The sequence below is a fragment of the Gordonia paraffinivorans genome (assembly GCF_900683595.1).
In the GTDB taxonomy this organism is placed as follows: Bacteria; Actinomycetota; Actinomycetes; order Mycobacteriales; family Mycobacteriaceae; genus Gordonia; species Gordonia paraffinivorans.
The window spans coordinates 126,543-138,836 of the sequence record NZ_CAACYD010000006.1; the positions used below are offsets into that span (position 1 = coordinate 126,543).

Genomic DNA, 12,294 nt, shown 5'->3' on the forward strand with positions numbered 1-12,294 from the left:
GGGTGAACCGAACAGCCAGGTGGCTGACGGGCGGTGTCGTGACGCGAGTGACTACTTCGAGTAGAACTCGACGATGAGCTGTTCCTGCAGCGGGACCTCGATCTGGGCACGCTCGGGCACGTTGTGCACGAGGATGCGCAGGGTCGACGGCACGACCTGCAGCCAGCCCGGGACCGGACGATCGCCGATGAGCTCCTTGGCGATCTGGAACGGGACGGTCTGCAGCGACTTCGGGCGGACGTCGATGATGTCGTACTGGCTGACGCGGTAGCTGGGGACGTCGACCTTCACGCCGTTGACGGTGAAGTGGCCGTGGCTGACCAGCTGGCGGGCCTGACGACGGGTCCGGGCGATGCCCGCGCGGTACACGACGTTGTCGAGACGGGTCTCGAGGATCTTCAGCAGCTCGTCGCCGGTCTTGCCGGAACGACGGTTGGCCTCTTCGTAGTAGCGGCGGAACTGCTTCTCGAGCACGCCGTAGGTGAAACGGGCCTTCTGCTTCTCCTGCAGCTGGAGCAGGTACTCGCTCTCCTTGATCCGCGAGCGGCCGTGCTGGCCGGGCGGGTAGGGGCGACGCTCGAACGCTGCGTCTCCGCCGATCAGATCGACGCGAAGACGACGAGACTTCTTGGTTGCGGGGCCGGTATAACGAGCCATGTTTCTCTGTTCCTCCCTTTCCCGCTAGACCCGACGCCGCTTGGGCGGACGGCAACCGTTGTGCGGCTGCGGGGTGACATCGGAGATGGTGCCGACCTCGAGGCCGGCTGCCTGCAGGGAGCGGATCGCGGTCTCACGACCCGAGCCCGGTCCCTTGACGAACACGTCGACCTTCTTGACGCCGTGCTCCTGGGCCTTGCGGGCAGCGTTCTCGGCCGCGAGCTGAGCCGCGAACGGGGTGCTCTTGCGCGAGCCCTTGAAACCGACGTGGCCGGACGACGCCCAGGAGATGACATTTCCGTTGGGGTCGCTGATCGACACGATGGTGTTGTTGAACGTCGACTTGATGTGTGCGTGGCCGTGCGGGACGTTCTTCTTATCGCGACGGCGGGTGCCCTTCTTCGGGCCTGCGCTACGTGACTTCGGAGGCATTACTTCTTCTTCCCGGCGATGGTCTTCTTCGGGCCCTTACGAGTGCGGGCATTGGTCTTGGTGCGCTGTCCACGGACGGGCAGGCCACGACGGTGGCGCAGACCCTGGTAGCAACCGATCTCGATCTTGCGACGAATGTCGGCCTGCACCTCGCGCCGCAGGTCACCCTCGACCTTCACCGAGGATTCGATGTACTCACGCAGCTTCGAGACGTCTGCGTCGGTCAGATCCTTCGCGCGAAGGTCGGGGCTCAGGCCCGTCGCCTCGAGGATCTGCTTGGAGGTGGTGCGTCCAACTCCGTAGATGTAGGTCAGTGCGATCTCCAGCCGCTTCTCGCGGGGAAGATCCACACCAGCAACACGTGCCATGTGGCGTTTCCTTTTCGGTTCTCAGAGGTCTGCTCCCAGTCCGTCCCCCGAGTTGCGTGCGAACCGTGTGTCCGCACCTCGCGGGCTCCGGCCTCTGATCCGAAGGTAGGCGGCGACGCGTCTGTCACCGCTGGTGCTGGGAGGTCTTCTCCAACTATTCAGTTGTCTGTGATTCAAGCGACCCGGATGGGTGCGTGATCAGCCCTGACGCTGCTTGTGACGCAGGTTCTCGCAGATCACCATGACCCGGCCGTTGCGGCGGATCACCTTGCACTTCTCGCAGATCGGCTTGACGCTCGGCTGAACCTTCACGTCAACATCTCCTGATCGGCTCGCCCTCGCGCACGCCTGTACACGGCACGTGGGTGTCGTTCCCCTCCCAGACGGACGTCCGGGAAGTCTTGTCCCGGCAAGGCCGGGAAAGTCTCACTTGTAGCGGTACACGATCCGCCCACGACCGAGGTCGTAGGGCGAGAGTTCCACGACGACCCGGTCCTCGGGCAGGATGCGGATGTAGTGCTGCCGCATCTTGCCGCTGATGTGGGCGAGAACCTTGTGTCCGTTCTCCAGCTCAATGCGAAACATCGCATTGGGCAGGGGTTCGATCACTCGACCCTCGACCTCGATGGCCCCGTCTTTCTTCGCCATGTCCTCCGCGATCCTGGTCGTGTCCGCGACACCCGGTTGGTGTGGCGGCATTGACCCGGTTGAATCCGTGTTTGTCCGTTATCGTGTGTGCACCGGTCCGGCGAGGACCGGCACACGGTGCGCGCGTCGGGGACCTGCGTGGCGACACGCCGAAACCCGCACGCAATGCGCACCGACGATCTATGTTACGCGAATCCGCAGGCCAGGCCAAATCCCTGCAGCTCGGAGCCCTTCACACACCCCCGCGGTCGTCGTGGTCCGAGGCCGCGAATCCCGGGCCGTTGTCCGCGGCAAACACTCTCAGGGCTCGCCCGCGCTGGCAGACTGGTCACATGGTGGCATTTCTGGTCCGCACCGCGAGTGCCGCGGTGGCGTTGTGGGTGGCAACGCTGATCGTCCCCGGGATCGACTTCGTCGGCGGCTCCAACACCGCCGAGAAGATCGGGATCGCACTGGTGGTCGCGGTGGTCTTCGGCCTGGTGAACGCCTTCGTGAAGCCCATCGTCCAGTTCATCTCCATCCCCTTCTACATCCTCACGCTGGGCCTGGTGCACATCGTCATCAACGCGCTGATGCTGGAGCTCACCGCTTGGATCACCCGCAACACCACCCACTGGGGCCTGGAGGTCGAGAGCTTCTGGTGGTCGGCGATCTTCGGCGCGATCGTCGTGTCGGTCGTCAGCTGGCTGCTGGCGCTCGTGATGCGCGAACCGACGGACCGATGAGCACGCGCGCCGACGTTCGCCCGCGCCCGGCGCGACGGCGCCTCGGGCTCGTCGCCGCCCTCTCCGCGATCGCCCTCGTGCTCTCCGCGTGCGGCAGCGACGAACCGGTCGACGAGCAGCGGTCGGTCACCGTGGTCGGCACCGGCCAGGTCAGCGGCGTCCCCGACACACTGCGCGCCGACATCGGCGTGGAGTCCACAGCGCGCGACGTGACCACCGCCCTGAACGAGACAAGCGCCAAGGTCACGGCCGTCACCGACGCGGTCGTCGCCGCGGGCGTGGAGCGCAAGGACATCGCCACCCGACAGGTATCGGTGAGCCCGCAGTACTCCAGCCCCGCCCCGGGCGGAAGCAGTCAGATCAGCGGCTACGTCGCCACCAACTCCGTGCGCATCACCATCCGCGACATCTCCAAGGCCTCGCAGGTCCTGGCGGCGGCAGCCACCGCCGGCGGGGACGCCACCCGCATCAGCAACGTGTCGTTTGCCATCGACGACAACTCCGAGCTGCTCGACCAGGCCCGAGAGGAGGCCTTCGACGATGCCCGGAGCAGCGCCTCGCAGTACGCCTCGCTCGCCGGCGACTCCCTGGGCAAGGTGCTGACCATCAAGGAGACGACCAGCGGCCAGGAGCAGCCCGCCTCCCCCGGCGCCTACGATCGCGGCGTCGCCGCGGCGCCGGTCCCCCTCGAACCCGGCGAGCAGGAACTGACGTTCACCGTGACCGTCACCTTCGCACTCGACTGAGGCGTCGAACGGGCCGTCGAAGGCCGAGCGCGACCATCCAGCAGAAGATGCTCCGGGGTCCGTCCGGCTTGCCGGGTACGCGAAGCCGCTACGCCACAGACCGACAACGACTGGGTGACAACTCCTCATCGACGCCGCATTCAGGTTTCACCGTGGTCCCGCGGGGTGATGAGTGGACAGGGAAACGATCGAAGGAGTTGTCATGTCAGGTACCCGTGCACGCGCATTGACGGCAATCGGACTCGCGGCTGCGGCCGCATTCGCAGGTCTGGGTGTCTCCGCGCCCGCCGACGCGGCAGAGCCCAGGTCACTGAGCATCGAGGGCGAACTCGAGATCGCGCCGGATCTCGAACTCCTCGCGATCAAGGCCGAGGCCACCACCGACGAGAACGGCAAGACCACCGGCACCTACGAGGCCACGCTTCTGGCAGGCGACGACGATTACCCCCTGCCCTTCACGGTGAAGGGCCCGATCACCTGCATCCACACAGGCAAAGACGTCGCGTCCCTGGTGTACCCGATCGCAGCGACCACCCCCGACCTCGTGCCCGCGGCCCTCAAGAACGCACTTGCCATACAGATCACTGTCCGAAAGGGCATCCAGGACAAGGTCGGGCGTGAGGAACGAACTGGTGACAGGTTCGGTTTAGGCCGCGAGTGTGAGCGGCTCGGCTAGCTTGGCTTCGAACTCGATGGGCGTCAAGCCGCCGAGGGTGTCCTGGGCGCGCTGGCGGTGATACTTCCGCTCGATCCAAACGACGATGGCGAGTCGCAGCTCCTGCCGGGTCGCCCACCGCTGCTGGTTGAGGACGTTCGTTTGCAGCAGTGACCAGAACGACTCCATGGCCGCGTTGTCCCCCGCAGCGCCGACTCTTCCCATCGATCCGACCATGTCGTGGCGGCGCAACTCGCGGGCCATCGCGCGGCTGCGGAACTGGCTGCCCCTGTCGGCGTGCAGGATGCAGCCGGCGACCTCACCGCGGCGCGCGACAGCATTTCGGACGGCGTCTACGGCGAGTTTCGCGGTCATCCGATCTGAGATCGAGTACCCGACGATTCGGTTGGAGAACACGTCCTTGATCGCGCAGCAGTAGAGCTTGCCTTCGCTCGTCCAGTGCTCCGTGATGTCCGTGAGCCAGAGCCGGTTCGGTGCATCGGCGCGGAACACGCGCTGGACGTGGTCGTCGAACACGGGCGGCCCGGCCTTCTTCCCCTTCCCGCGTCGCCGGCGTTGCGCGGACGAGAGAATCCCCGCCTGCGAGCACAGCTTCCACGCCGTCCGCCGGCTCATCCGCCACCCCGCTCGGCGGGCCTCGTCGGCGAGGTATCGGTAGCCGAACGTCGGGTCCTCGTGGTGCGCATCATGCAGCGCGTTGATCCGATATGCGCGGAGCACGTCCGCGTCCCGGACGGGGTCGTTGCGCCACCGGTAGTAGGGCTGGCGGGCGAGCTTGAGAACCCGGCACGACACCGTCACGGGGATCCCCGCGTCGGCGAGCTCAGATACGAGCGGGTACGTCATTTTGGGGAGCCACCAAGCCGCAGGTTCGCCTGCGACAGATACGCCGCCGCACGGCGGAGGACCTCGTTCTCCTGCTCGAGCAACCGGATCCGCTTCTTCAACTCCCGCGCCTCGGCGGCGTCCGCGGCGGTCTGGCCGGGACGGTTACCGTCTTCGACGTCGGCTTGACGGAGCCAGTTCTGCAACGTCGCTTCGCTGATACCGAAGTCGGCGGCGATCTGTTTGATGGTGACGCCGCTCTCGCGGCTGCGAGCAACCGCAACGACGTCCTCGCGGAACTCTCTGGGATAGGGGCCGGGCATGATGACATCCTCCCCGTCAGCGCCTCCCGGCACTAACGATCAGTTGTCACCAGTTCGTTCCTCACGCCCGTCGGCGTGAACGGACCGGCACCGACCGGCTCGTTCTCCGGCTGTGCCCCGGCCGCAACGCCCTTCGACTTCGATGGCGACATCGACATCAAGTGACGCGCAGTTCCCCCAGACGAATCACAAGACCGAAACCCGTTGTCGCCTACGGAGTACCACCAGCACGCGCGTAACCGTTCGGTTGGCGGCGTGTCGGTGACAGCGTGCGAACACCACGCCGATCATCGCCTCCGTACCGGTGTCCTCGGCCTCGATGCCGGACATCTGCCGATGGCCGAGCCACGGATCGACCTGTCGGCGGTTCGAGTCGAACGTCCTGGCATCCTGGATCGGTGCGAGCCGTCATCCAGCGAGTCAGCCAAGCCCGCGTGACCGTCGACGGCGAGGTCGTCGGCGAACTCGACATCCGCGACGGAGGAAAGGGGATCGTCGCCCTCGTCGGGGTCACCCACGACGACACCTCCGAACACGCGGCGAAACTCGCCGACAAGATCTGGCGCCTGCGGATCTTCGACGGAGACGGCGGACCGGAGCGGGCCGCATCCGACATCGACGCACCGATCCTCGTCATCAGCCAGTTCACCCTGTACGCGAACACCGCCAAGGGCCGCCGGCCGTCCTGGAACGCCGCGGCGCCCGGGCCCGTCGCCGAACCGCTCGTCGAAGCGGTCGCCGACTCGTTGCGCGCGTCCGGGGCCACCGTGGCGACCGGACGCTTCGGCGCGCACATGCACGTGGAGCTCGTCAACGACGGTCCGGTGACCTTGATCCTCGACGTCTGAGGACTTTCTCATCACGACCGCAGACGGACCGACGACTAAGGTCATCTGACGTGGGACGAATCACCGCTCGACGCCGCGTCACCCGCATCCGCCGCGATGCGGACACCACGCAGCGCGCCGACACCCTGGCCGTCGAGGAGCCGCTGGAGATGCGGGTCGGCGGGCAGCCGCTGGCGGTCACCATGCGCACCCCCGGCAACGACTTCGAGCTGGTCGCCGGCTACTTGGTCTCAGAGGGCGTGATCACCCGCGGCGCCGACTACACGACCGCCCGCTACTGCGCCGGCACCGATTCGACCGGCGCCAACACCTACAACGTCGTCGACGTCTCTCTGGCCGCCCACGTGCCGCCGCCGGAACCGGCTCTCGTCCGCCGGAACGCCACGACCAGCGCATGCGGGGTCTGCGGCAAGGACTCGATCGACTCGGTCCACACGGCGTCGATCTACGAGCCGGAGACCGATCCGCTGATGGTCGACGTCGACACCCTGCTCGATCTCCCGGACCGGCTCCGCGCCGAGCAGAACGTCTTCGACAAGACCGGCGGCCTGCACGCCGCGGGCCTCTTCGCCGCCGACGGCACGCCGCTCGTGATCCGCGAGGACGTCGGCCGGCACAACGCCGTCGACAAGGTCGTCGGCTGGGCGGTCCTCGCCGATCGCCTCCCCCTGCGCGGGACGGTGCTGCAGGTGTCCGGCCGAGCGAGCTTCGAGCTGGTGCAGAAGGCCGCGATGGCCGGTATCCCGATGCTCAGCGCCGTGTCGGCGCCGTCGTCGCTGGCCGCCGACCTCGCCGAAGACCTCGGCATCACGCTGATCGGGTTCTCCCGCGGAGAGTCGATGGTCGTCTACAGCAGGCCCGATCGCATCCGGATGCCGATCACCGCCGGGTGAGGCCTGTCGGTCCCAGTCGCCGGTCCCGAACCGTCCGGCCCGGCCCGTTCGGCCGGCCCATCGGGCCCGACGCATCTCCACGCGGCGCATTCGGCGGCCGATGCCCGGCACATTCGGCGGCGCGACCTACTCCTTGCCCGACGCCGCGAGCTTGAGCAGTTGGCCCGCGGTGGCGTCGGGCAGGTACGCCCGTGAGATCGCCAGCCCGATCCGCGGCAGGTCCGACTCGTCGCGGAACGCCAGGAACACCGGCTCGTAACGAGGGTTGAACTTCTTCTTGAACGTGTGCAGCGACCGGAACCCGTAATAGGGCTCCAGTGCGGCGCCGAGCGCGTCGAGCAGTTTGTCCAGCGGCTCGGGATCGAAGTCCCCGGTGCGTGCCAGCGGCGCCCCCGACAGCGAGATGAATTGCGCACCTTCGTCTTTGAACGCCACCGCGGACGACGCGATGAGGTACTCGACGACGGGACCGAATCCGTCGGTCCGTCGACGCATGATGTCCAACGTCCAGCCCGCCACCTCACCGCCGGGCGCGTACACCGGCAGCCAGGACAGCACGCCGTGGACATTGCCGTCCGGGTCGACGGCCAGCGCGACCCGCACCTCCGGGTCCATCGCCTCCTCGACGCTTCCCAGGGTGAAGCCCATCTCCGGAAGACCCTTGTCCCCCACCCACTCCTCGGAGATGGCGCGCACCTGGGTACGTACCGCGAAGGACTCGTCGGCGAGGGTGACCATCCGCATCGAGATGTCCTGTTTGCCGGCCTTGTTCAGCGCCGACCGCACGTGCTGCCGCGGCTTGCCCTTGAACTCCAGGCCGGGCAGGTCGACGATCGTGTCCTCGGCGATCTGCACGCTGCGCCAGCCACGGTCGACGAGGTCCTGCGAGGTCGCGGTGCCGATGGAGAACAGACACGGTGTGGCCCCGGCGGATTCGGCAAGGTCGATGAACGCGTCCACCGCGGCGGGCAGGCGCTCGGGTGCGCAGATCGGGTCGGCGAGGGCCAGGTGGGTTCCCACGTGATGCTGATAGGCGACCACCGAGGTGCCCTGATCGGTGAACTGGTAGGAGTTGCCCGGCCAGGTCGTCATCCACGACATCGTCCCGCCGCCGTGTGCTCGCAGCAACTGCTTGACCCGATCCACCGGGTCGGCGGCGGGGTCGGAACCCAGTGTCCCGACCTTGCGGACCCGCCACGGCACCGCGAACGCGAACCGTCCCGGGATGAGGATCGCGAGGAGCAGCGCCCACAAGAGCGTCGTGCCGAGCGTGACCGCGCCCTCGGTGCTGACGTCGGTGAACGCCACCAGGACCACGGCAAGCACGGTGAGCACGACGTTGAGTACGCCGAAGACGACAGCGACCCACCACGCCCACCGCTTGCCGCGACGAAGCTGGTCGGCGATCGCCACATTGATGACCAGTCCGATGAGCATGGTGAAAACCGAGTTGTCGTCGGAGTCGGTCGGGCCGAGCGGGCCGCTGCTCGGGAACACGAACACCATCAGGTTCGCCGCCGCGATCACCAGCAGCGCGGCGCAACCGAGCAGGCGCACCTCCCGCCGGGTCCGCGGGGTGTAACCGTGCTCGTTGGTGGCGAAGTATCGCTCCCCCACCACCAGCATGATCGCCGTGGCCAGAACGTATTCGACGGATGCGAGCGTGCCCTGGAAGAGGAAGGCGATCGCGACGATCGCCCCCAGGAGAAGACGGACGCGTAGTCGCCAGGGCGAGCGCACGGTCGCCGAGGCGACCGCCACCGCCGACACCACCAGGGCTCCCACCCCGGTCGCGCGCGATTCGGACAGTTCTTCCGCCCAGCGCCACGAGGTCAGCTCGGTGGAGGCCAGCCAGAGCAGGCCCGCGGTGAGCAGGCAAGCGATCAGGTGGCCGCCGACACCCACGAGCACCGCCTTCACGGTGCCGAGTTGCCATTCGGCCCAACCCATTCCGACGAGGACGACGATGAGCGAGATGGCGTACAGCCACGGCCCGGGTTCGACGAAGGCCGAGCTGATCGGCGTCCACCACTTGCCCTCGCGCAATGCCGGCAGGCCGAACGCCACCTCGGGGTACCAGGATTTGTCGTTGGCGCGGCTCCACAGCGAACCGGTGACGATACCGACGACCAGTAGGGAGACGAAGAGTGCGGCGGTGAACGGCAACCGCCGGGCAGCAGCGGACCACGACACGTCGAAGTGCATGATCAACGGTACAACGATCCGAGCCGTCGCACCGTCCGAGCCGGACAATCGGTGCGAACAGCGCCGTGCGGGAGACGAATGTGACGAGGCGGGACCGCGCCCGGCCGGTTCACCGGGGCGCCGCCGGGCCTACTCCGGGCGCGGGGTCAGGATTCGCGGGCCGTCGGCGGTGACGGCGACGGTGTGCTCCCAGTGGGCAGCGCGCGATCCGTCGTCGGTGACGACGGTCCAGTCGTCGTCGAGGACTGTCGTCTCCTCGGTGCCCAGGGTCAGCATCGGCTCGATGGCGAGGACCGAACCGATCACCAGCCACGGCCCCTTGCCCGGTGCGCCCTCGTTGGGAAGGAACGGATCCATGTGCATCTCGCGGCCGATGCCGTGGCCGCCGTAGCCGTCGACGATGCCGAAGTGACGGTCGAACTTCTTCTCCGCCGCGCGGGTGCCGAGTTCGATGGCGTGCGAGATGTCGGTGAGACGGTTGCCCTCGATCATGGCGGCGATGCCGGCCTCCATCGACAGGCGCGTGGCCTCGGAGAGCTCGGCGTCGGGCCGCGACAGCTCTCCGACCCCGAAGGTCCAGGCCGAGTCGCCGTGCCAGCCGTCGAGAATGGCGCCGCAGTCGATGGACACCAGGTCACCCTCGGCGAGAACGACGTCGGCGGAGGGGATTCCGTGGACGACCACGTCGTTGACGGAGCTGCAGATCGATCCCGGGAAGCCGTGGTAGCCCTTGAACGAGGGCACGGCCCCGGCTTCCCGGATCACGGTCTCGGCGACCTCGTCGAGTTCGAGTGTGCTCACACCCGGCTTCGACGCGTCGCGCACGGCCACGAGGGCCTTGCCCACGACCGCGCCCGCCGCGGCCATGGCGTCCAGCTCACCGGCGGACCGGAACGGGACGCGCTTGCGCTTGCGAAAACTCATCGGCGGACGCTGGTCTTCGGGATCAGGCTGCGCCGAGGGCGCTCAGCACGCGCTGGTGGACATCCTGGATGTCGCCCACCGCGTCGATGGTCTTGACCTGGTCGCCGTAGTACTCGAGGAGAGGCGCGGTCTCCTTGGTGTAGACGTCCATGCGGTTGCGGATGACCTCTTCGGTGTCGTCGGCGCGACCGCGGGCGAGCATGCGCTCGACCACAACGTCGGTGTCGACGACGAACGAGAGCACCGCGTCGAGCGAGGCGTCGAGGTTCGCGAGGATGTCGTTCAGCGCATCGGCCTGCTCGGTCGAGCGCGGGAAGCCGTCGAGGATGAAGCCCTTGGCGGCGTCGGGCTCGCCGACACGCGCACGCACCATGTCGACGGTGATCTCCGACGGGACCAGGTTGCCGGCGTCGAGGTACTTCTTGGCCTCGATGCCGATCGGGGTGCCCTGAGAGATGTTGGCGCGAAAGAGGTCACCGGTGGAGATGTGCGGGATGCCGAGTGCTTCGCTCAGCAGCTCCGCCTGGGTGCCTTTGCCTGCTCCGGGGGGCCCGAGAATAACCAGTCTCACTTCAGGAATCCTTCGTACTTGCGTTGCATCAACTGACTGTTGATCTGTTTCATCGTGTCCAGACCCACGCCGACCATGATCAGCACGGCCGTGCCCCCAAATGGCAGGTTCTGGATGTTGCTGCTGTTACCGATCTCGAGGAACAGGTTCGGCAGTACCGCGATGATACCGAGGTAGATCGAGCCGGGAAGAGTGATGCGGCTCAGCACGTACCCGAGGTATTCGGCGGTCGGGGCGCCCGGTCGGATGCCCGGGATGAAGCCACCATACTTCTTCATCTCGTCGGCACGTTCCTCCGGATTGAACGTCACCGCGACGTAGAAGTACGTGAAGAAGATGATCATCAGGAAGTACACCGCGATGTAGACCCCGTTGCTGGGATCGGTCAGGTACTTCGTGACGTAGTCCTGCCACGTCGACTGCGTGCCGTCGGGGTTACGCGTGAGCTCGACGATCAACTGGGGCAGATAGAGCAGCGACGACGCGAAGATCACCGGGATGACGCCGGCCTGGTTGACCTTCAGCGGCAGGTAGGTCGACGACCCGCCGTACATCTTGCGGCCGACCATGCGCTTGGCGTACTGGACCGGGATGCGACGCTGGCCCTGCTCGATGAAGACGACGCCGGCGACGATCAGCAGCGCGGCGACGCAGACGAGGGCGAAGACGAGCCCGCCGCGGGTGTTGAGGATGGTGCGACCCTCGGCCGGGATGCGGGCGGCGATACCGGCGAAGATCAGCAGCGACATGCCGTTGCCGATGCCGCGCTCGGTGATGAGCTCGCCGAACCACATGACGAGCGAGGCGCCGGCGGTCATGACGAGCACGATGATCGCCAGACCGAAGATGCTGGAGTCGTGGATGACCTCGCCGCTGGTCGAGCACGACGCGGGAAGGAGCTGGCCGCGGTCGGCGAGGGCGACGATGCCCGTGGACTGCAGGAGCGCCAGGGCCACGGCGAGATAACGCGTGTACTGCGTCATCTTGGCCTGGCCGGCCTGGCCTTCCTTGCGCAGCTGCTCGAACCGGGGGATGACCACGGTGAGCAGCTGGACGATGATGGACGCCGTGATGTACGGCATGATGCCGATCGCGAACACCGACAGCTGCAGCAGCGCGCCGCCGGAGAACAGGTTGATCAGCGAGTAGACGGAGCTCGACTCACCGGCAGAGACCTCGTCGAGACACTGCCGCACGGCCTGGTAGTCCACGCCGGGCGACGGAACGGTCGCACCGAGGCGATACAGGATGATGATGCCGAGAACGAAGAGGATCTTCTTCCTCAGGTCCGGCGTCCGTATGGCCGCGAAGAGGGGGGAAAGCACTAACTCCTCCTAGAAACGACCACGCGAGGCGTACGTTTCGGGTCGGTCCCGACCCGATCCCCGTGTGCTCGGCAATCGACAGTGTTCGGTATGCGGCGATCCCGTGCGGGTGCGGCAGACAACGTCTG

14 protein-coding genes and 1 pseudogene are annotated in these 12,294 nt (G+C 67.0%); 5 read left to right on the top strand and 10 right to left on the bottom strand.

The window, feature by feature from the left end:
- Nucleotides 1-51 precede the first annotated feature (51 nt).
- The 5 genes from rpsD to infA all read right to left on the bottom strand — a co-directional run bounded on the left by rpsD (nt 52) and on the right by infA (nt 2,105).
- Nucleotides 52-657, bottom strand: a complete 606-nt coding sequence (rpsD, locus tag E1P53_RS07540) for a 30S ribosomal protein S4 (RefSeq protein ID WP_006899652.1) — start codon at nt 655-657, stop codon at nt 52-54.
- 24 nt (nt 658-681) lie between these two features.
- Nucleotides 682-1,089 (bottom strand): 30S ribosomal protein S11, encoded by a 408-nt coding sequence (gene rpsK, locus E1P53_RS07545; protein ID WP_006899651.1) that lies wholly within the window; start codon nt 1,087-1,089, stop codon nt 682-684.
- Nucleotides 1,089-1,457 (bottom strand): 30S ribosomal protein S13, encoded by a 369-nt coding sequence (rpsM, locus tag E1P53_RS07550; protein WP_006899650.1) that lies wholly within the window; start codon nt 1,455-1,457, stop codon nt 1,089-1,091. Before rpsM ends, rpsK begins: the two co-directional genes overlap by 1 nt.
- A gap of 198 nt (nt 1,458-1,655) precedes the next feature.
- On the bottom strand, nt 1,656-1,769 hold the full coding sequence (rpmJ, locus tag E1P53_RS07555; protein ID WP_005207978.1) for a 50S ribosomal protein L36: 114 nt from the start codon (nt 1,767-1,769) through the stop codon (nt 1,656-1,658).
- Nucleotides 1,770-1,883: 114 nt separating this feature from the next.
- The gene (gene infA / locus E1P53_RS07560) at nt 1,884-2,105 is read right to left on the bottom strand and encodes a translation initiation factor IF-1 (RefSeq protein WP_005170487.1); all 222 of its coding nucleotides are present in this window, start codon (nt 2,103-2,105) and stop codon (nt 1,884-1,886) included.
- Between the two features lie 332 nt (nt 2,106-2,437).
- Between infA and E1P53_RS07565 the strand changes: the two genes are divergently transcribed.
- From E1P53_RS07565 to E1P53_RS07575, 3 genes are all read left to right on the top strand, one after another.
- Nucleotides 2,438-2,830 carry a phage holin family protein gene (locus tag E1P53_RS07565; protein WP_006899649.1) on the top strand — a complete coding sequence of 131 codons (393 nt, stop codon included), beginning with the start codon at nt 2,438-2,440 and terminating at the stop codon, nt 2,828-2,830.
- On the top strand, nt 2,827-3,576 hold the full coding sequence (locus E1P53_RS07570) for an SIMPL domain-containing protein (RefSeq protein WP_131733912.1): 750 nt from the start codon (nt 2,827-2,829) through the stop codon (nt 3,574-3,576). The genes E1P53_RS07565 and E1P53_RS07570 overlap by 4 nt, the downstream gene beginning before the upstream one ends.
- Nucleotides 3,577-3,778: 202 nt before the next feature.
- Nucleotides 3,779-4,252: a hypothetical protein gene (locus E1P53_RS07575; RefSeq protein WP_131733913.1), complete on the top strand. Its 474-nt coding sequence runs from the start codon at nt 3,779-3,781 to the stop codon at nt 4,250-4,252.
- On the opposite strand, the pseudogene E1P53_RS07580 reads toward E1P53_RS07575, so the two are convergent.
- A pseudogene (locus E1P53_RS07580) lies at nt 4,223-5,400 on the bottom strand (IS3 family transposase). The gene E1P53_RS07575 and the pseudogene E1P53_RS07580 sit on opposite strands and share 30 nt — an antisense overlap.
- 398 nt (nt 5,401-5,798) lie before the next feature.
- Here E1P53_RS07580 and dtd point away from each other — a divergent pair.
- Nucleotides 5,799-6,248 (top strand): D-aminoacyl-tRNA deacylase, encoded by a 450-nt coding sequence (gene dtd / locus E1P53_RS07585; RefSeq protein ID WP_131733914.1) that lies wholly within the window; start codon nt 5,799-5,801, stop codon nt 6,246-6,248.
- Between the two features lie 50 nt (nt 6,249-6,298).
- A complete protein-coding gene (gene fdhD / locus E1P53_RS07590; RefSeq protein WP_131733915.1) occupies nt 6,299-7,141 on the top strand; it encodes a formate dehydrogenase accessory sulfurtransferase FdhD in 843 nt (280 codons plus the stop codon).
- Nucleotides 7,142-7,267: 126 nt separating this feature from the next.
- Here the strand turns inward: fdhD and E1P53_RS07595 are convergent, their stop codons facing one another.
- The 4 genes from E1P53_RS07595 to secY form a co-directional block, all read right to left on the bottom strand.
- The gene (locus E1P53_RS07595; protein ID WP_131733916.1) at nt 7,268-9,346 is read right to left on the bottom strand and encodes an MprF family protein; all 2,079 of its coding nucleotides are present in this window, start codon (nt 9,344-9,346) and stop codon (nt 7,268-7,270) included.
- Nucleotides 9,347-9,475: 129 nt separating this feature from the next.
- Nucleotides 9,476-10,270 carry a type I methionyl aminopeptidase gene (gene map / locus E1P53_RS07600; RefSeq protein ID WP_131733917.1) on the bottom strand — a complete coding sequence of 265 codons (795 nt, stop codon included), beginning with the start codon at nt 10,268-10,270 and terminating at the stop codon, nt 9,476-9,478.
- Between the two features lie 22 nt (nt 10,271-10,292).
- Nucleotides 10,293-10,841, bottom strand: a complete 549-nt coding sequence (locus E1P53_RS07605) for an adenylate kinase (protein WP_006899642.1) — start codon at nt 10,839-10,841, stop codon at nt 10,293-10,295.
- Nucleotides 10,838-12,166, bottom strand: a complete 1,329-nt coding sequence (gene secY / locus E1P53_RS07610; protein WP_006899641.1) for a preprotein translocase subunit SecY — start codon at nt 12,164-12,166, stop codon at nt 10,838-10,840. Before secY ends, E1P53_RS07605 begins: the two co-directional genes overlap by 4 nt.
- Nucleotides 12,167-12,294 lie beyond the last annotated feature (128 nt).

Bases quoted from the DNA above. Each gene is read 5' to 3' on its own strand.
- rpsK (WP_006899651.1), bottom strand. From the start codon at position 1,089: ATGCCTCCGAAGTCACGTAGCGCAGGCCCGAAGAAGGGCACCCGCCGT.
- rpsD (WP_006899652.1), bottom strand. From the start codon at position 657: ATGGCTCGTTATACCGGCCCCGCAACCAAGAAGTCTCGTCGTCTTCGC.
- E1P53_RS07595 (WP_131733916.1), bottom strand. From the start codon at position 9,346: ATGCACTTCGACGTGTCGTGGTCCGCTGCTGCCCGGCGGTTGCCGTTC.
- E1P53_RS07570 (WP_131733912.1), top strand. From the start codon at position 2,827: ATGAGCACGCGCGCCGACGTTCGCCCGCGCCCGGCGCGACGGCGCCTC.
- E1P53_RS07565 (WP_006899649.1), top strand. From the start codon at position 2,438: ATGGTGGCATTTCTGGTCCGCACCGCGAGTGCCGCGGTGGCGTTGTGG.
- rpsM (WP_006899650.1), bottom strand. From the start codon at position 1,457: ATGGCACGTGTTGCTGGTGTGGATCTTCCCCGCGAGAAGCGGCTGGAG.
- infA (WP_005170487.1), bottom strand. From the start codon at position 2,105: ATGGCGAAGAAAGACGGGGCCATCGAGGTCGAGGGTCGAGTGATCGAA.
- E1P53_RS07575 (WP_131733913.1), top strand. From the start codon at position 3,779: ATGTCAGGTACCCGTGCACGCGCATTGACGGCAATCGGACTCGCGGCT.
- map (WP_131733917.1), bottom strand. From the start codon at position 10,270: ATGAGTTTTCGCAAGCGCAAGCGCGTCCCGTTCCGGTCCGCCGGTGAG.